This is a genomic window from Allobosea sp. GW821-FHT09G06, from assembly GCF_059416005.1.
On the sequence record NZ_JBWKOI010000002.1, the window covers coordinates 29796 to 48332 of the forward strand.

Annotated in this window: 17 protein-coding genes; 10 read left to right on the plus strand and 7 right to left on the minus strand. The window is 67.6% G+C overall.

Annotated features, from left to right (window positions below):
• Positions 1-78: 78 nt before the first annotated feature.
• The 3 genes from AC07NY_RS10345 to AC07NY_RS10355 all read left to right on the plus strand — a co-directional run bounded on the left by AC07NY_RS10345 (position 79) and on the right by AC07NY_RS10355 (position 3219).
• Entirely contained in the window at positions 79-1029 is a 951-nt protein-coding gene (locus tag AC07NY_RS10345; protein ID WP_494583758.1) for a Bug family tripartite tricarboxylate transporter substrate binding protein, read from the plus strand.
• Positions 1030-1200: 171 nt separating this feature from the next.
• Positions 1201-1695 carry a tripartite tricarboxylate transporter TctB family protein gene (locus AC07NY_RS10350; RefSeq protein WP_494583759.1) on the plus strand — a complete coding sequence of 165 codons (495 nt, stop codon included), beginning with the start codon at positions 1201-1203 and terminating at the stop codon, positions 1693-1695.
• A 3-nt stretch (positions 1696-1698) separates the two neighbouring features.
• Positions 1699-3219, plus strand: a complete 1521-nt coding sequence (locus AC07NY_RS10355) for a tripartite tricarboxylate transporter permease (protein ID WP_494583760.1) — start codon at positions 1699-1701, stop codon at positions 3217-3219.
• A 6-nt stretch (positions 3220-3225) separates the two neighbouring features.
• Here AC07NY_RS10355 and AC07NY_RS10360 read toward each other — a convergent pair whose 3' ends face one another.
• A complete protein-coding gene (locus tag AC07NY_RS10360; RefSeq protein ID WP_492287705.1) occupies positions 3226-3942 on the minus strand; it encodes a GntR family transcriptional regulator in 717 nt (238 codons plus the stop codon).
• A 148-nt stretch (positions 3943-4090) separates the two neighbouring features.
• Between AC07NY_RS10360 and AC07NY_RS10365 the strand changes: the two genes are divergently transcribed.
• Genes AC07NY_RS10365 through AC07NY_RS10380 form a run of 4 tightly spaced genes read left to right on the plus strand, consistent with a single transcriptional unit; the run spans position 4091 to position 6707 of the window.
• Complete coding sequence (locus tag AC07NY_RS10365) at positions 4091-4729, plus strand: lysophospholipid acyltransferase family protein (RefSeq protein ID WP_494583761.1); 639 nt, start codon at positions 4091-4093, stop codon at positions 4727-4729.
• A complete protein-coding gene (locus tag AC07NY_RS10370; protein ID WP_494583762.1) occupies positions 4726-5676 on the plus strand; it encodes a phosphatidate cytidylyltransferase in 951 nt (316 codons plus the stop codon). Before AC07NY_RS10365 ends, AC07NY_RS10370 begins: the two co-directional genes overlap by 4 nt.
• Positions 5673-6062: a hypothetical protein gene (locus AC07NY_RS10375; RefSeq protein WP_494583763.1), complete on the plus strand. Its 390-nt coding sequence runs from the start codon at positions 5673-5675 to the stop codon at positions 6060-6062. The genes AC07NY_RS10370 and AC07NY_RS10375 overlap by 4 nt, the downstream gene beginning before the upstream one ends.
• A 3-nt stretch (positions 6063-6065) precedes the next feature.
• A complete protein-coding gene (locus tag AC07NY_RS10380; RefSeq protein WP_494583764.1) occupies positions 6066-6707 on the plus strand; it encodes a CDP-alcohol phosphatidyltransferase family protein in 642 nt (213 codons plus the stop codon).
• Positions 6708-6722: 15 nt separating this feature from the next.
• Here the strand turns inward: AC07NY_RS10380 and AC07NY_RS10385 are convergent, their stop codons facing one another.
• The 6 genes from AC07NY_RS10385 to pdxR form a co-directional block, all read right to left on the minus strand.
• Positions 6723-7868, minus strand: coding sequence for an iron-containing alcohol dehydrogenase (locus AC07NY_RS10385; RefSeq protein ID WP_494583765.1), 1146 nt, complete (start codon positions 7866-7868; stop codon positions 6723-6725).
• Positions 7868-9250 (minus strand): aldehyde dehydrogenase family protein, encoded by a 1383-nt coding sequence (locus AC07NY_RS10390; protein ID WP_494583766.1) that lies wholly within the window; start codon positions 9248-9250, stop codon positions 7868-7870. The genes AC07NY_RS10385 and AC07NY_RS10390 overlap by 1 nt, the downstream gene beginning before the upstream one ends.
• A gap of 45 nt (positions 9251-9295) precedes the next feature.
• Positions 9296-10663: a glutamine synthetase family protein gene (locus AC07NY_RS10395; RefSeq protein WP_494583767.1), complete on the minus strand. Its 1368-nt coding sequence runs from the start codon at positions 10661-10663 to the stop codon at positions 9296-9298.
• 92 nt (positions 10664-10755) lie between these two features.
• Positions 10756-10947, minus strand: coding sequence for a Rid family hydrolase (locus AC07NY_RS10400; protein ID WP_494583768.1), 192 nt, complete (start codon positions 10945-10947; stop codon positions 10756-10758).
• Between the two features lie 209 nt (positions 10948-11156).
• Positions 11157-12767: a GMC family oxidoreductase gene (locus AC07NY_RS10405; protein WP_494583769.1), complete on the minus strand. Its 1611-nt coding sequence runs from the start codon at positions 12765-12767 to the stop codon at positions 11157-11159.
• Positions 12768-12824: 57 nt separating this feature from the next.
• Positions 12825-14366, minus strand: coding sequence for a MocR-like pyridoxine biosynthesis transcription factor PdxR (pdxR, locus tag AC07NY_RS10410; protein ID WP_494583770.1), 1542 nt, complete (start codon positions 14364-14366; stop codon positions 12825-12827).
• Between the two features lie 133 nt (positions 14367-14499).
• Between pdxR and AC07NY_RS10415 the strand changes: the two genes are divergently transcribed.
• From AC07NY_RS10415 to AC07NY_RS10425, 3 genes are read left to right on the plus strand one after another with little or no spacing between them, the layout of a single operon-like run.
• Positions 14500-15606 (plus strand): mandelate racemase/muconate lactonizing enzyme family protein, encoded by a 1107-nt coding sequence (locus AC07NY_RS10415; RefSeq protein WP_494583771.1) that lies wholly within the window; start codon positions 14500-14502, stop codon positions 15604-15606.
• Positions 15603-17096: an aldehyde dehydrogenase family protein gene (locus AC07NY_RS10420; RefSeq protein ID WP_494583772.1), complete on the plus strand. Its 1494-nt coding sequence runs from the start codon at positions 15603-15605 to the stop codon at positions 17094-17096. The genes AC07NY_RS10415 and AC07NY_RS10420 overlap by 4 nt, the downstream gene beginning before the upstream one ends.
• A 21-nt stretch (positions 17097-17117) precedes the next feature.
• Complete coding sequence (locus AC07NY_RS10425; protein WP_494583773.1) at positions 17118-18416, plus strand: NAD(P)/FAD-dependent oxidoreductase; 1299 nt, start codon at positions 17118-17120, stop codon at positions 18414-18416.
• Positions 18417-18537 lie beyond the last annotated feature (121 nt).

The following is an 18537-nucleotide window of genomic DNA, read 5'->3' on the forward strand; positions in this document are numbered from 1 at the left end:
CGCCCGAACCGCAAATGACGCGGCAAGAAACGACCAGCTCAAAAAGGGCGGCGTAGCGACAACGGGAGGAGATGAAAGATGCTGAAGCGTTTGACGATGGCCGGCGTCCTGGCCCTGGGGCTCGGCACCGGCGCGGCCTTGGCGGAGCCTGCCAAGGTGATGATCCCCGCCAATCCCGGTGGCGGCTGGGACGGAGCCGGGCGCCACACCATGGCGGCCTTCGCCCAGTCCAAGGTCTTCACGGACGGGGCTTCCTTCACCAACAAGGGTGGTGCGGCAGGTACGATCGGCCTCGCCGAATTCGTCCGCACCGCCAAGGGCGACGACAACGCCCTGCTGGTTACCGGCGTCATCATGGTCGGCGGCGTCATCACCAACCAGACGCCGGTCTCGCTCAAGGACACGACGCCGCTCTTGCGCCTGACCAACGAATACAACGCCATCGCCGTGCCCGCGAACTCGCCGATCAAGACCCCGGCGGACTTCATCGCCGCGCTCAAGGCTGATCCCGGCGCGCTCTCGGTCGGTGGCGGCTCGGCCGGCGGTGCCGACCATGTCATGCTGGCGCTGCTCGCCAAGCATGCCGGTGCGCCCGTCGCGAAGATCAACTTCGTCGCCTTCTCCGGCGGCGAGATTCTGGCTGCGCTCGGCGGCGGCAAGATCAAGGCGGCGATCTCCGGCGCCTCGGAATTCCGCGCCTTCGCCGAATCCGGCCGCATTCGCATCATCGCGACCTCCGGCCCGACGCGGGTCGAAGGCCTCAACGCCCCGACGCTGAAGGAAGCCGGCATCCCCGTCGAAATCGGCAACTGGCGCGGCTTCGTCGGCGCGCCCGGCATGAGCGACGCGGCCAAGAAGACCTGGCTCGACCGCTTCGCCAAGCTCCACGCCACCAAGGAGTGGAAGGAGACGCTGAAGACGCAAGGGTGGGAGGACGCCTATCTGCCGGGCGACGCCTTCAACGCCTTCCTCAAGAGCGAGGAAGCGAACTGGACGAGCGCGCTCAAGGAAGTCGGCATCCTGAAATAGAGCATCGGCCCGAAAAGTGGTCCGCGGTTTTCGGGCAAAGCCGATGCAAGATCAAAGAGCTGGAGGATCGAACTGAATAAGGTATTCAGTTCGATCCTCCAGCCTCCGTCGAAGCCGGGCGGCGCACCTGAGCGCCGCCCGCCATCCATCGCGAAGGGCGGGGCAAGGCAGATGTCGTCGACGAAGACCAATTCCGCAGCGCTCGGCGCCGGGCGACCCTGGTGGCTCGGGCTCGCCATCCTGATCATGGGCGCGCTCTGGCTCAACGGCGCGCGCAGCATCGCCTCGACCACCAACTATGTCGGCGTCGGGCCGGCGGCGATCGTGCTCGCCGTCGGGCTCGGCCTCGTCCTGCTCGGCTTCCTGCTGATCGTGCAGGCGCTGAAGGGGCAGTTGGCGCCGGCCAGCGAGGATGAGGAGGAGGCGCCGTTCTCGCGCCCCGCCTTCCTGATGGCTCTGGCCGGCGTCGGCGTGCCCTTGCTGACGATCCGCTGGCTCGGTTTTCCGTTCAGCGCGATGCTGGCCTTCACGCTGGTGACCCATGCCTTCGGCTCACGCCGGACATTGCTTGATCTCGGGATCGGTGCGCTGATCGCCAGCCTCGCCTGGTTCGGCTTCTCCCGCCTCGGCATCAGCCTTGGTCCCTTCTTCCCGCTGCTGGGCTGAAGCATGGACATCCTGAACCAATTGCTCGGCGGGTTCGCGGTTGCATTGCAGCCGATGAACCTGTTCTGGGCCTTCATCGGCTGCGGCCTCGGCACGGCGGTTGGCGTCTTGCCCGGCATCGGCCCGGCGCTGACCATCGCGCTGCTCCTGCCCGTCACCGCGCAGGTCAATCCGGCCTCGGCCTTCATCATGTTCGCCGGCATCCTCTATGGCGCGCTCTATGGCGGCTCGACCACCTCGATCCTGCTGAACACGCCGGGTGAGAGCGGCTCGGTGATGACGGCGCTCGAAGGCAATCGCATGGCTCGCCGCGGCCGTGGCGCCGCGGCGCTGGCGACGGCCGCGATCGGTTCCTTCGTCGCCGGCACGATCGGCACGCTGGCGCTGACCTTCCTCGCGCCCGCTATCGCTGAGCTCGCCTTCGTCTTCGGCCCCGAGGATTACTTCGCGCTGATGATGCTGTCCTTCACCTCGGTCGCCGTGGTGATGGGGCGCTCGATGGTGCGCGGCTTCGCCGCCCTGTTCTTCGGGCTCGCGCTCGGGACGATCGGCATCGACACCCAGACTGGCCAGACCCGCATGGTCTTCGGCTCGCTCGAACTGCTCGACGGCATCTCCTTCACCGTCGTGCTGGTCTCGCTCTTCGCCATCGGGGAGACGCTCTATGTCGCGAGCCGGCACAGCGCCGCGCCCGCAGCCATCAACCCGCTCTCCGGCGGCAGCTGGATGACGAGGCAGGACTGGAAACGCTCCTGGAAGCCCTGGCTGCGCGGCAGCGTCATCGGCTTCCCGATCGGTGCTCTGCCGGCCGGCGGGACGGAAATCCCGACCTTCCTCTCCTATGCGCTGGAGCGCCGCCTGACCAAGCATCCGGAGGAATTCGGGCAGGGCGCGATCGAGGGCGTCGCGGGACCGGAGGCCGCCAATAATGCAGCCGCTGCCGGCATCCTCGTGCCGCTCCTGACGCTCGGCCTGCCCTCGACAGCGACGGCGGCCGTGCTGCTCGCCGCTTTCCAGAACTACGGCCTCCAGCCCGGCCCGCTGCTCTTCGCGACCAATCCCGATCTGCTCTGGGGCCTGATCGCCTCGCTCTATATCGGCAACGTCATCCTGCTGATCCTCAACCTGCCGCTGGTCGGCATCTGGGTCCGGCTTTTGCTGATCCCCCGGCACTACATCTATGGCGGCATCGTCGTCTTCGCGATGGTCGGCGTCTGGGGGCTGTCGACCTCCTGGATGGACCTCGCGCTGATGTGCGGCCTTGGCCTCGTCGGCTATGTCGCGCGCGTCCACGACTTCCCGATTGCGCCGGCCCTGATCGGGCTGATCCTCGGTCCGCAGGCGGAAATCCAGCTCCGGCGCGCGCTCGCCGTCAGCCAGGGCGACTGGAGCGTGCTGGTCGGCACGCCGATCGCGGCGACGCTGCTCGGGATCGCGGCTCTGATCCTGATCGTGCCGCCGCTGCTCGCCTATCGCCGTCGTCGCGCCGAGGCGGAAGGGCAGTCGGCTACTGCTGCCAGCTGAGTCGGATCAGCGCTTCGCGCCGTTGCGACGTTTTCCCGGCTTGGCGCTCTCGCTTGCCGTAAGCGCAGCCTGAAGCGCCATGCGCGCGGCGCGGATATGGCGTCGCATCAGGATTTCGGCCAGTTCGCCGTCGCGATGGCTGATCGCCTCGGTGATCCGCATATGCTCGCGCCACGCCTCGCGGCCCCGCCCCGGGACGGTGGAATGCAGGCGCCGGCACAGGCGCAGGCGCGGATAGAACTGCTCGCAGAGCAGCTCGGCCAGGATCGGGTTGCCGCTGCCTTTGGCGATCCGGCGGTGGAAATCCGCCTCGGGTTCGTCCTGGAGATAGGCGCCCATCGGGTTGCGCTCGATCTCGTCGCGATGGCCGGTTACCAGCGCTTCCAGCGCCGCGATCTCGTCGTCGCTCATGCTTTCCGCCGCGAGGCGTGCGGCCATGCCCTCGGTCGCCTCGCGCACGTCGAGCAGCGCAAGGAACTCGGCCGCGCTCGGCTCGGCGACGCGGGCGCCCTGGTTCGCGACATAGGTGACAAGCCCGCGCTCCTGCAGGCGCCGGATCGCCTCGCGCACCGGCGCACGGCTGACGCCGAAATGGCGGGCGATCGCCGGCTCGCTCAACTTGGCGCCGGGCGCGATCTCCCCGGAGACGATGGCCGAGGTGAGATCGTCATAGAGTTTGACGGTGACGCCCACGCTCGCGGGGGGCAAAGTCTCGGCCAGCATCGAGCGGGTGCCTATCTGCTTCTGTTGTGCGGAGTATAGCGCAGCAGCCGCAATTGCCGAGCCTGTTCATCGCCTGGCCGCCGATATCGACAGGGCGGGTGACAGGCGCTACCTCGTCTGGGTGGCTAACGAGGGTGGGACCAGCGGAATGCGTGGGATAGCGGCAGGTCTGGCGGGCGCGCTCATCCTCTTCTTCGCTCGTTTCATCACTGCCGTGCGTGGCCGCTGGGCGGGTGTCGAGCCCACGGACGAGCAGCGCATCTATTTCGCCAACCATGCCAGCCACGGCGATTTCGTGTTGATCTGGACGGTGCTGCCGCGGCGCCTGCGCTTTTCGACCCGGCCCGTCGCCGGCAGCGATTACTGGCTGAAAAGCGACCTCCGCCGCTTCATCGGCTGCGACGTCTTCAATGCCGTGCTGATCGACCGCGATCGCGAGAGCCGCACCAGCGACCCGATCGCGCAGATGACCGAGGCGCTCGATGCCGGCTCCTCGCTGATCGTCTTCCCGGAGGGCACGCGCAACACCACCGAGGCGCGCCTGCTGCCGTTCAAGAGCGGCTTGTTCCATCTGGCGCAGGCGCGGCCGAACGTGGCGCTCGTGCCGGCCTGGATCGACAATCTCAACCGCGTCATGCCGAAGGGCGAGTTCGTGCCGATCCCGCTGATCTGCACGGTCACTTTCGGCGCGCCGCTGCGCCTCGCTGACGGCGAGATGAAGCCCGATTTCCTGGCGCGGGCCGAAGCGGCGCTGCTCGCCCTGTCCCCAAAGGCGAACGCGTCATGACGATGCCGCATCCCGATCTCGTGACCGTGCTCGCCGGCATCCTCGGCGTTCTCGTCGTCGCCTCGACCATCGGCTTCGTGCTGCAGCGCCGCCTCTCGCCTGACGGCTCGAATGCCGTGGTCGAGAACCTCAACGACCGTATCCGGGCCTGGTGGGTCATGGTCGTGCTGATGGGGCTCGCGCTGATCGGCGGAAAGACCGGAGTGACGCTGCTCTTCGGCTTCTGCTCCTTCGCGGCGCTGCGCGAATTCATCACGCTGACCGACACGCGCCGGGCCGACCATTGGGCGCTGGCCGCAGCCTTCTTCGTCGTGCTGCCGGTGCAGTATTACCTGATCTGGATCGAGTGGTACGGGCTCTATTCGATCTTCATCCCCGTCTACGCCTTCCTGCTGATGCCGATCATCGCCGCGGCGCGCGGCGATACCGACCATTTCCTGATCCGCATCGCCGAGGTGCAATGGGCCTTGATGATCTGCGTCTTCGCCACCTCGCATGTGCCGGCGCTGCTCAGCCTCGAGATCGCCGGCTACGAGGGTCGCAACGTCCTGCTGATCGCCTTCCTGGTCATCGTCGTGCAGATCAGCGACGTCCTGCAATATGTCTGGGGCAAGCTTCTGGGCCGCACCAAGATCGCTCCGAAGCTCTCGCCCTCGAAGACCGTCGAAGGCTTCGTCGGCGGGGCGCTGAGCGCCACCGCGGTCGGCGCCGGCCTGTCCTGGATGACGCCGTTCACAGCCCTTCAGGCGGCTTTCCTCGCGCTGGTCATCGTCCTCATGGGCTTCTTCGGTGGGCTCGTCATGTCGGCGATCAAGCGCGACCGCGGCGTCAAGGACTGGGGCCACCTGATTGCCGGCCATGGCGGCTTCATCGACCGGCTCGACTCCGTCGTCTTCTCGGCGCCGATCTTCTTCCATCTCGTCCGCTACGGCTGGTCCGCCGTATGAGCGGACCGCTCGCGCGCCTGATGCGGAGCAGCATCGTCCATGTCGGCTTCGCCTTCCTCGCTATGGGGAGCTGGGCGGCCTTCGCCAACCGCGCCCATCCGATGCCGGCGCCGCTATACGCCGGCCTGCTGCAGGGCGCGATCTCGGCCACGATCACGCTGGTCCTGAAGCGCGCGATCGAATATCTCGCCAGCCGTTTCTCCGGTCTGACAGCCTTGCTGGCGCCGCCCGCGATCGCCGGCCTCGTCTCCGCGACGCTGCTGACCCTCCTCCACACGCTCAGTGGCACGCCGGAGATCGCGAAGACCATCGCCGTGCCGCTCACCGTCGCGACGAGCTACGCCGCGCTCTACAATTATTCGCTCTGGCGCATTCGGAAGGCCTGACCCATGGCGCAGGACGAGAACAGACGCCCGCTCGCCAGCCGCGATTCCGGCTGGGCCCGCGCCATCGCCCGCCGCTTGAGCGCGGCTTCCGTGACGCCGAACCAGATCTCGATGGCGAGCATGGTGATGGCGGCCATCGCCGGCATCGCCTTCTGGCAGGCGGGCACGGCCGGTGGCGGCTCTCGCGTCGCCTTGCTGCTCGTCGCAGCCCTGTTCTGCCAGTTCCGATTGCTCTGCAACCTCTTCGACGGGATGGTGGCGATCGAGGGCGGCAAGCAGGCGCCGGACGGGCCGTTCTGGAACGAATTCCCCGACCGGGTCGCAGATATCCTGATCCTCGTCGGCGTCGGCTATGGCGTGGGGCAGCCGGCTCTGGGTTGGGCGGCGGCGGCCTTCGCCGTGCTGACCGCCTATACCCGCGAGCTCGGCCGCAATTGCGGCTTGCCGGCCGATTTCTCGGGGCCGATGGCGAAGCAGCACCGCATGGCGGTGATCACCGTTGCGGCCGTGCTGTCGCTGCTGGAGCCGCTCTGGAGCGGACACAACCAGGTGCTCGTCGGGGCGCTTTGGCTGATCGCGGTTGGCGCCGCGATCACCGCGATCCGGCGCGCCACGAACATCGTCCGCAATCTGCGCGCCGGCTGATAGTGCCTGTCGATCTCAGATCGACTCGATCAGCAGCTTGCGCGCCGCATCGACCGTGAGCTCCACCGGGTTGCCGCCGGTCGAGGGATCGGCCACCGCGGCCTCGGCCAATTCGTCGATCCGGTCGGTGCCGACGCCGAGCGCGCCGAGCTTGTCGGGAATGCCGAGATCGGAGCGCAGCTTCAGGACGAAATCGTAGAAGCCGTCGAAGCCCCCGGCGATGCCGAGATAGGCGGCGGCCGCCGCGATCCTGTCCTCGATCGCCGGGCGGTTGAAGCGCAGCACCGGCGGCATCACCACGGCATTCGTGGTGCCGTGATGCGTGTGATAGACCGCGCCGACCGGGTGGGAGAGCGAATGGATCGCGCCCAGCCCCTTCTGGAAGGCGACGGCGCCCATCGCGGCGGCAGCCATCATTTGCGTGCGCGCCTCGATATCCCCGCCATCGGCATAGGCACGCGGCAGATAGGTCTTCACCAATCGCATGCCTTCGAGCGCGATGCCCTGGCTCATCGGGTGGAAGAAGGGCGAGGAATAGGCCTCCAGGCAATGCGCGAAGGCGTCCATGCCGGTGCCGGCGGTGATCGCCTTGGGCATGCCGACGGTGAGCTCGGGATCGCAGATCGTCACGCCCGGCAGGAACTTCGGGTGGAAGATGATCTTCTTGGTATGGGTCTGCGAATTGGTGATGACCGAGGCGCGCCCGACCTCGGAACCGGTCCCGGCCGTGGTCGGCACCGCGACGATCGGCGCGATGCCTTCGATCGAGGCGCGCGTCCACCAGTCGCCGACATCCTCGAAATCCCAGACCGGCCGGGTCTGGCCGGCCATGAAGGCCACGCATTTGCCGAGGTCGAGGCCGGAGCCGCCGCCGAAGGCGACGACACCGTCATGCCCGCCCGCCTTGAAGGCCCGGACGCCGGCGTCGAGATTGCGCTCGTTCGGGTTGGGATCGACATCAGCGAAGATCGCCCGGCCGAGGCCGCCGGCCTCAAGAATGTCGAGCGCATTGGCGGTGATCGCCATGCTCGCGAGCCCCCGGTCGGTCACGAGCAATGGCCGCTTCATGCCGAGCGCCTTGCAGTGATCGGCCAGTTCCCTGATCCGCCCGGCGCCCAGCTTGACGGCGGTCGGATAGCTCCAGTTCGCGGTGATCGGCATCAGCCAGCTCTCTTCAGATGGTAGGATTTCGGACGGGTGAGGTTATGGAAGCCGATGATCGAGAGCGAGCCGCCGCGCCCGGTCTCCTTGACGCCGGTCCAGCACAGGGCCGGGTCGAGATAATCGGCGCGGTTCATGAAGACGGTACCGGTTTCGAGGCTCTCGCCGAGCCGGGCGGCACGCTCGGCATCGCCGGTCCAGAGCGAGGCGGTGAGACCGTATTTGGAGTCGTTCATCAGCGCGAGGGCCTCGGCATCGTCGCGCACCTTCATGATGCCGACCGCCGGGCCGAAAGTCTCCTCGCGCATGATCGTCATGGAATGGTCGACATCGACCAGGATCTGCGGTGCGAGATAGGCGCCGCCATCATCCTGCGGGAACAGCTTGGGATCGACCAACGCGCGTGCGCCCTTCGCGGTCGCTTCAGTGATCTGCTCGCGCACCACCTGGGCGAAGCGCTTATGCGCCATCGGGCCGAGCGAGGTTTCGGGATCGAGCGGGTTGCCGAGCCGGTAGTTCGAGACCCAAGCAACCGATTTCTCGACGAAGGAATCGTAGAGGCTCTCATGCACATAGATGCGCTCGATGCCGCAGCAGCATTGCCCTGAGTTGAAGGTCGCGCCGTCCATCAGCGTGTCGACCGCCTTGTCGAGATCGGCATCCTCCATGACATAGCCGGGGTCCTTGCCGCCGAGCTCCAGCCCGATCCCGGTGAAGGTGCCGGCCGCGGCACGCTCGATTGCCTGCCCGCCCGCGACCGAGCCGGTGAAGTTGATGAAGTCGAACTGCTTCTCGGCGATCAGGCGCGAGGAGGTCTCATGGTCGAGGAAGACATTGGCGAAGACCTCTTCCGGTACGCCGGCCTCATGGAAGGCGCGCGCCAGCCGCTCGCCGGTCAGCAGCGTCTGGCTGGCATGCTTGAGGATCACCGCATTGCCAGCGATCAGGGCCGGCGCGACCGAGTTGATCGCGGTCATATAGGGGTAGTTCCACGGTGCGATCACGAAGACGACGCCATGCGGTTCGCGCGCGATGAAGCGCTTGAAGCTGGCGCCGTCCTCTACAACGAGCGGCGCCAGCGCCTCGCCGGCGATCGAGGCCATGTAGTTCGAGCGCTCGTTGAAGCCCTTGAACTCGCCGCCGTACTTGACCGGCCGGCCCATTTGCCAGGCGAGCTCGGTCACGACCTCCTGGCCCATCTCGTTGAGGCGCGCGACGCCCTTCAGCACCAGCGCGATGCGCTCGTCGAGCGGGCGTTTCGCCCAGGCCTTCTGCGCCTTGCGGGCGCGCGCGACCACGGCCTTGGCCTCGTCGAGGCTCAGGGCTGGCCGCTCGGCATAGACCGAGCCGTCCACCGGCGACACGCATCGGATCATCGTCATCGTCACTATCCGTCTGTCTGAGATTCTTTACGGGAGGGAGCCGGTTCAGGCGCGTTCGAAGCCGCGCTTCACTTCCCAATCGGTGATCCGGCGGTCGTATTCCTCCTGCTCCCATTCGGCGGCGCGGACATAGTGGTCGATCACGTCGTCGCCGAAGGCCTTGCGCAGCATCGCCGAGCCCTTCAGCGCGACGGTCGCATCACGCAGGGTCTTCGGAATCTCGCGCACGTCGCGGCTGCCATAGGCATCACCGACGAAGGCCTCTTCCAGTTCCATCTTCTTCTCGATGCCGTCGAGGCCGGCCGCGAGCAGCGCCGCCATGGCGAGATAGGGGTTGAGGTCCGAGCCGCCGACCCGGCATTCGATGCGGATGCCCTTGGTCCCGGCGCCGCAGAGCCGGTAGCCGGCGGTGCGGTTGTCGCTGCTCCAGACTGCCTTGGTCGGCGCGAAGGTACCGGCGACGAAGCGCTTGTAGGAGTTGATATAGGGCGCGAGGAAACCGGTGATGTCGGAAGCGTGGGCGAGAAGCCCCGCCACATAGTTCCGCATCATTGGCGACATGCCGTGTTTCGCCTGCGCGTCGAGGAAATGCGGCGTCTTGCCGTCGGCGCTCCAGAGCGACTGGTGGATATGCGAGGAGGAGCCGGCATGCGCGTTGCTCCACTTGGCGAGGAAGGTGATCGACTTGCCTTGCGACCAGGCGATCTCCTTGCAGGCGTTCTTGATGATCGCATGCCGGTCCGCCATCGTCAGCGCGTCGGCATAGCGGACATTGATCTCCTCCTGCCCGGCCGAAGCCTCGCCCTTGGAGTTCTCGACCGGGATGCCGGCGCCCTGCAAGCCGTTGCGGATCGCCCGCATCACCGCCTCTTCCTTGGTCGTCTGGAAGATGTGGTAATCCTCGTTATAGCTGCTCGCGGTCTTGAGATCGCGATAGCCGCTGGCGCAGGCATTCTCGTAGCTCTGGTCGAACAGGAAGAATTCGAGCTCGGTCGCCATATAGGCCTTGAGGCCCATGGCTTCGAGCCGCTTCACCTGCTTCTTCAGCACCGCGCGGGGCGAATGCGGGATGTCATGGCCGTGATGGTCGAGCACGTCGCAGAGCACGAGCGCCGTCCCTTCGAGCCAGGGCACCCGGCACAAGGTCGAAAGGTCCGGCTTCATCGTGTAGTCGCCATAGCCGGCGGCCCAGCTGGTTGCCGCATAGCCGGCTACGGTTTCCATCTCCATGTCGGTCGCGAGCAGGTAGTTGCAGCTATGCGTCTCATGATGTCCGCTTTCGATGAAGAAGGCGGCATGGAAGCGCTTGCCCATCAGGCGCCCCTGCATGTCGACGAGACAGGCCAACACCGTGTCGATGCGGCCGGCCGCGACATCCTCTTTCAGAGCGTCGAACGTGTAGGCTTGCGTCATGCCGGTCATCCATCTCCGATGCGCGATCTTCACACGGGAATGCGCCCGGCGGAATAGCCGGCTCGCATGTCCCCGTGCGGTTTATGCAGGGATCAGACCAGCGCCTGGACCTGGATCTCGACCAGGATGTTCTCGGGCGCCAGGCGCGACTCGACGGTGGCGCGGGCCGGCGGCTGCGCCGGATCGACCCAGGCCTCCCAGGCGGCGTTCATCTCGTTGAAATTCGCGATGTCCTTCAGCCAGATATTGGCGACGACGATGCGGGTCTTGTCGGTGCCGGCCATCGCCAGATAGCCGTCGATCTGCTTGAGGTATCGGCGGTCTGCTCGCGCACGCCGCCGCTGCGGTCGGCGGCGGTGAGGCCGGAAAGAAAGGCGAAGCCGTTGGCGACGAGCACCTTGCTCAATCGTCCGGTCACTTCATGGCGCGTGATCATGGTCTGTCCTCCGGGGAATGATGCCGGCGACGGCCGGCGGGGCAGGGGAATTCGCTCTCAGCCTTCCGCCATCAGGGCGGCGGCGCGCTCTCCGACCATCATGGCCGGCGCGTTGATGTTGCCGGAGGGAATGGTCGGGAAGATCGAGGCATCGACGACGCGCAAGCCTTCGATGCCATGCACCCGCAATTTGGCATCGACCACGGCCTCGCTCGCATCGGGGCCCATCCGGCAGGTCCCGCACGGGTGGAAGACCGAATAGGCATTCGCGCGGATGGCGGCGACATGCGCCGCTTCGCCCACAGCTTCCGGCCCCGGCCGGATCGCGGTGTCGATCACGGCGGAGAGTGTCGGTGTCGCGGCGAGCCGGTGCAGGAAGCGGGCGCCGTCCAGCAGGAGGCGCAGGTCCTCGGGCTGGGAGAGATAGTTCGGCGCGATCTCCGGCGCGACCTGCGGATCGGGCGAGCGGATCGCGACATGGCCGCGGCTCAAGGGCCGGCAGGGCGAGACGCTCAAGCTGAAGCCGGGGAAGGGGTCGGGCTTCATCAAGGCGCGCACGCCCGGCACGGCGCGCTCATAGCTCAGCGGCGAGAAATAAAGCTGCATGTCCGGTCGCGTCAGCTCCGGCCGGGTGCGGTAGAACCCGCCGCCCTGGTTGACGCTGAGCGAGAGCGGGCCGCGCCGCCGCAACAGATAGTTCGTGGCCATGCCGATGCGGGCAGGCCAGGACAGCAGCGCATCGTTCAGGCTCGGCCGCTTCGAGCGATAGACGTGGTCGTAGCAGAGATGGTCCTGCAGGTTCCGCCCGACGGCGGGCAGGTCGAGCAGCGGCGCGATGCCGTGCTGCTTCAACAGATCAGCCGGGCCGATGCCGGAGAGCTGCAGCAATTGCGGCGAGTTGAACGCGCCACCGGAGAGGAGGACCTCCCTGCGGGCACCGAAACGCAAGGTCTCGCCGCCGCGTCGTGCCTCGACGCCGATGGCGCGCCGCCCGTCGAACAGGATGCGCGTGACCTGCATGTCGGTTTCGAGCTTCACGCGCCCGCGCCGCCTTGCCGGATGCAGGAAGGCGCGCGCCGCCGATTCGCGCCGGCCGCTGCGCGTGGTGATCTGGTAGAAGCCGGCGCCCTCGCTGGTCGCGCCGTTGAGGTCCGGATTGAAGCGCAGGCCCGCTTCGCCGGCCGCCCTGACGAAGAGGGGCGTCAGCGGATGGACCTCGCCGGCAACGTTCTCGACATGGAGCGGGCCCCCAGTGCCATGCCAGAGGGAGGCGCCCAGCGCATGGTCCTCCATGCGCTTATAGGCGGCGAGTACCTCGGCCCAGCCCCAGCCGGGATTGCCGAGCCGCTTCCATTCGTCGAAATCCTCGGCCTGGCCGCGCGCATAGACCATCGCGTTGATGGCGCTGGAGCCGCCGACGACCTTGCCGCGCGGCTGGTAGATCTCCCGCCCGTCCAGCCCGGCTTGCGGCGTGGTCCGGTACATCCAGTTCATGCGGCGATGATAGAAGGTCTTGCCGTAGCCGATTGGCAGATGGACCCAGGGGCTGAGATCGCGCGGCCCGGCCTCGATCACCAGGATCGAGCCCTGGCCGGCCTCGGCAAGTCGCCCGGCCAGCACGCAGCCGGCTGAACCCGCGCCGACGATGATCACGTCCCATTCCGTCAAGATGATCGTCCTGCCGATGCTGCAAGGGCAATCTGGCTAGCTTGCCTGCCACGAGTCCTAGGGAGAATTGGGCTTCCCGCTAAGGGCCATTCCCGCCGAAGCACCAGTCCATTCGTTGACTGCCGCGAGGTCGTCGATGGCGCGGCGCAGGTCAAGCACGCCGGCCTTGATCTCCGCGGACGTGAAGCCGCTGAAGCCGAGCACGAGCCCATCCCGCGCCACGGGTTCGAGGCAGAAGCGGCTGATCGGCGCGACCGTCACGCTGCGCCGGGCTGCGGCCTGCGTCAGCGCGACGGCCTCGAGCCCGTCGCGGAGATAGGCGATCGTGTGCATGCCGGTCTGGGTCGGCACGATCTCCAGATCGGGGGCGAGATGCTCCCGTGCCGCATCCTCCAGCGCCTGATAGCGCTCCTGATAGAGCTTGCGCATGCGGCGCACATGCGTCGCGAAATGCCCCTCGACGATGAAATCGGCGACGATCCCCTGCAGCGCCGTCGGCACGCCCGGCGAAAAGGCTTCGAGGCAGATGCCCATCTGCTCGACGAGATGCGGCGGTGCGACGAGGAAGCCGAGCCGCAGCGACGGGAACAGCGTCTTCGAGAAGGTGCCGACATAGATCACCCGGCCGCTGCGATCGATGCTGGTCAGCGTCGCCATCGGCGCGCCCTGGAAGCAGAACTCGCCGTCCCAATCGTCCTCGATGATCCAGGCGCCGCTGGCCTCGGCCGCCTCCAGCAGGGCGAGCCGGCGCTCCAGGCTCATCTTGGCGCCGAGCGGCTGCTGGTGCGCCGGCGTCACGAAGGCGAGCCGGAATTCGGGCGCGCGGCGCAGGCCTTCCTCGACGATGAGGCCGGCCTCGTCGACCGGGACGGGCACCACCGCCACGCCCGACTGGATCATGCTGTTGCGGGCGCCGATCGCGCCGGGGTCCTCGAACCAGACCTTGTCGCCGGGGTCGAGCAGCGTCGCGGCGATCAGTTGGAAGGCCTGCTGCGCGCCGGCCACCACGAAGACCTGCTGCCATTCGCAGGCGATGCCGCGATTGAGCCTGAGATGCGCGGCGATGGCCTGGCGTAGGGCCCGCTCGCCATGCGGGTCGGGATAACCGAGCACCTGATGGCGCGGCTTGCGCCAGTGTTTGCCCGAAAGCCGCGCCCATTGCGCCATCGGGAAGGCGTCGAAGGCCGGCATCGCCGTGGTGAAGGCGCGGGGCTGATGCGGCAGGCGCGTGCCGAACAGTTTTGACGCCGTGTTCATCGCCTGCGCCAGCTTGACCCGCGCGGTCGGCGCGGCGACGGCCGCAGCCGCAGGCGCCGGCCGTTCGTTCGCCAGCGCCTGGCTGACATAGGTGCCGGACCCGACGCGCGTCTCGATCAGCCCTTCCGCTGCAAGGCGCTCGAAGCTCTCGACGATGGTGGTGCGGGCGACCCTGAACTCCTGCGCCAGGGTCCGCGTCGCTGGCAGGCGCTCGCCGACCTTGAGCGTGCCGCCGAGAATCAGCTCGCGCAGGCCCGCGCAGATCTGGACGCTGAGCCCATGCTCGCCCTCGCGGTCCAGCACGATCGATTGGAGCAGGGCGCCTTCCTCGCGTTTGACCATGATGCTCCCGGCGAGAGTGGACTGTCGATTTGGTGAGAATGGACCTTGGGATCAGGCCAATTCAAGCCCCTTCTTGCGCCGAAGCTGCCCGCGGTTCTGCCGGGCGGCGCTCCCGGAACGGATAGCGGCAGCGATGAAGATCACCCGGCTCGAAAGCTTCTCGACGCAGGACGTCGGCTTCGTCCGCGCCACATGCGAGGATGGCAGCCAGGGCTGGGGCCAGTTCTCGCCCTATAATGCCGACATCACCGCGACCGTCTTCCACCGGCAGGTCGCGCGCTGGGCGATCGGCGAGAACGCCTTCGACATCGACGAACTGATCGCGACGATCGGCGAGCGCGAGCACAAGTTCCCCGGCTCCTATCTCTGCCGCGCCATGACCGGGCTCGATACCGCCTTGTGGGATCTGCGCGGCCGGAGCGAGCGGAAAAGCGTCTGCGAATTGCTCGGCGGCACGCCGCGTCCCTTCCCGGTCTATGCCTCCAGCATGAAGCGCGGCGAGATCACGCCCGAAGCGGAGGCCGAGCGCTTCCAGCGCCTGCGCGATGCCCATGGCTACCGCGCCTTCAAGTTCCGGGTCGGGCGCGAATGTGGCCGCGACATCGACGAATGGCCGGGCCGGACGGATGCGATCGTGCCGCAGATCAGGCGCGCGCTCGGCGCCGAGGCGACGCTGCTCGTCGACGGCAATAGCGGCTATTCGCCGGCCAAGGCCATCGCGGTCGGCAAGATGCTGCAGGATCACGGCATCGTCCATTTCGAGGAGCCCTGTCCCTATTGGGAGCATGCCTGGACCCGCGAGGTCCGTGAGGCGCTCGATCTCGACGTCACCGGTGGCGAGCAGGACTGCGATCTCGCCGTCTGGCGCGCCATGATCGACGGCCGGGTGGTCGATGTCGTGCAGCCGGACGTCTGCTATATCGGCGGTGTCGGGCGCATGCTGAAAGTCGCGCGCTGGGCCGAGGCCGCAGGCATCCCGGTGACGCCGCATTCCGCGAACCAGTCGCTGGTGACCGTGTTCACGCTGCACATCATGGGCGCGCTCGCCAATGCCGGCCCCTATGTCGAATTCTCGATCGAAGGGCCGGATTACTACCCCTGGGAGCAGGGCCTGCTGCGCAACCCGCCGCAGGCGCGAGACGGCATGGTCGCGATCCCCGACGGGCCGGGCTGGGGCGTCGAGATCGAGCCGTCCTGGCTCGACAAGGCGGCCTATCAGGTCACGGAGATCGGCGCGTGATCGTGGACCGCGCCGAGCTCGTCGCCGAAGCCATCAGGACGGGGACGCTCGCTGGCCTGCCGGGCGGGCATTTCATCGACGGGCGCTTCGTCGAGTCCGCTTCTGGGCGGCGAATGGAGAGTTTCGATCCCGGCCGGGGCAAGGCTTTCGCCGCGGTCGCAGCCGGCGATGCCGAGGATATCGACCGCGCGGTCGCAGCCGCCCGCGCTGCGCTCTCCGGCCCGTGGTCGCGCCTGAGCCCGGCCGCGCGCGGCGACATCCTGATGCGGGCGAGCCGCCTGATCGCCGAACGCGCGGCTCGTTTCGCCGTGGTCGAGACCCTCGATTCCGGCAAGCGGCTGGCGGAAGCCGAGGGCGATGTCGGGGGCGTCGTGAGGGCCTTCGCCTATTATGCCGGCGCGGCCGACAAGCTGCATGGCGACAGCATGCCGCTCGGCCCCGATCATGTCGGGCTGACCATCGAGGAGCCGGTCGGCGTCGCCGCCCAGATCGTGCCCTGGAACTACCCGCTCTCGACGGCAGCACGCGGCATCGCACCTGCCCTCGCGGCCGGGTGCTCGCTCGTCGTGAAGCCGGCCGAGCAGACGCCTTTCACGACACTGATGCTGGCGGAATTGCTGCATGAGGCCGGCCTGCCCGCAGGCGTGCTCAATGTCGTCGCCGGCACCGGTGCCGAGGCAGGTGGGGCGCTCGTCGCCCATCCCGACATCGACCACATCACCTTCACCGGATCGGTCGCGACCGGGCAACGCGTGATGCGGGCGGCGGCCGAGCATGTCACCCGGCTCGTGCTTGAACTCGGCGGCAAGTCTCCCCTCGTCGTGCTCGCCGATTGCGATGTCGACGCGGCCGTGGCCGGCATCATGGAAGCGATCTTCGAGAATGCCGGGCAGATCTGCTCGGCCGGCTCGCGCCTGATCGTCGAGGAGGCGATTGCCGAACCTCTGCTGAAGCGTCTCGTCGCCAGCGCGCAGGCATTGCGGCCGGGCCATGGCCTTAGCGAGGCCGGGATCGGGCCGATCAATTCCCCGGCGCAGCTCGCGCGCGTCGCTGGCCATGTCGACCGCGCCCGCGCCGCCGGCAACCGCATCCTGACCGGAGGCTCGGTCGTGCCGCCCGAGGACTGCGCCGGCGGCTGGTTCTACCAGCCGACCATCGTGCTGGCGCGTGGATCAGACGATCCGCTGGTGCAGGAGGAAATCTTCGGCCCGGTGCTGACGGTGCAGATCGTCCCCGATTTCGAGGCGGCTGTCGCGGCGGCGAATGCCACCTCCTACGCGCTGGTCGCCGGCATCTACACGCGCGATCACGCCAAGGCTTGGCGCTTCGCTCGATCAGTCGATGCGGGGCAGGTCTACATCAACGAGTTCTTCGCCGGTGGCATCGCGATGCCCTTCGGCGGCAACCGCAAATCCGGCTTCGGCCGCGCCAAGGGCATGGCGGGCTTGCGCTCCTACTGCAAGCTCAAGAGTGTGGTGGCGCGGATCTGATCCGGGGGAAAGACGAAGACGATGCCGAGCGATCTGTTCGCCAGTGATTTCAAGGCCGCGCCCTATTGGTGGGACGAGGTGCCCCGGCCCGACCTGCCGCGCAGCGATCCGCCCCAGCAGGCCGAAGTCGTCGTCGTCGGCTCCGGCTATACCGGCTTGCAGGCGGCGCTCCAGACGGTGCGGGGCGGGCGCCATACCGTCGTCCTCGATGCCGAGGCGGCGGGCTTCGGCTGCAGCACCCGCAATGGCGGCCAGATTTCGACCAGCGTGAAGCCGGGCTTCGACGAGCTCAGCCGCCGCCATGGCCGGGAGCGCGCCTTCGCGATCATGCAGGAAGGCCGGAACTCGCTGCGCTATATCGGCGATTTCGTCCGCGACGAGGAGATCGACTGCGATTTCGGCGTCGTCGGCCGTTTCCATGCAGCCCATGCGCCCGGCAGATACGAAGAACTGGCCCGCAGCGTCGGGACCCAGCCGAAGGGATTGGAGGTCGCCTGCCATGTCGTGCCGCGCTCCGAGCAGCGCAGCGAGATCGGCTCCGATCTCTATCATGGCGGCGTCGTCTACGAGAGCCACGCCTCGATTAATCCGGCCCGCTACCATCAGGGGCTCTTGCAGCGCGTCGTCGCGGCCGGTGCGGAACTCGTCCCGCATTGCCCGGCGACGGGAATCGAGCGCATCGGGCAGGATTTCCTCGTCCAGACGCCGCGCGGCACGATCCGCACCCGCGATGCCGTCATCGCCACCAACGGCTATACCGGCCCCCTGACCGGCTGGCTGCGCCGCCGCGTCATCCCGATCGGCAGCTATGTCATCGCGACCGAGGCGCTGGAGCCGGAACTGGTCGACAGGCTGATTCCGAAGAACCGCATCGTCAGCGACACCCGCAAGGTCGTCTATTACTACCGCGCCTCGCCGGATCGCCGGCGCATCCTGTTCGGCGGCCGCGTCTCGCTCAGCGAGACCGACCCGCGCCGCAGCGGCCCGCTGCTTCACGCCGCGATGAGCGGCATCTTCCCGGAGCTCGCCAATCGCAAGATCAGCCATTCCTGGTGCGGCCTCGTCGCCTACAGCTTCGACGAGCTGATGCATATCGGCCGCCACGACGGCATGCATTACGCCATGGGCTATTGTGGCTCCGGCGTCGGCATGGCGAGCTATCTCGGCATGCGGCTCGGCCAGCAGGTGCTCGGCCTCGCCGAGGGCAAGACCGCTTTCGACGGGCTGCCCTTCCAGACGCGCCCCTTCTACACCGGCAATCCCTGGTTCCTCGCGCCGTCGGTTCTCTACTACAGCTGGCGCGACCGGCTGGCGCGCTAACTCATCGGATTGGTCGCCCCGAATTCTCAGAGTGGACCTTATGGCCAGACCAATTTCGCCGGACCCTGCATGAGGCGAGACGTGCGGACGCCGCTTGCAGGCCAACCGCGCGCTCATCTCT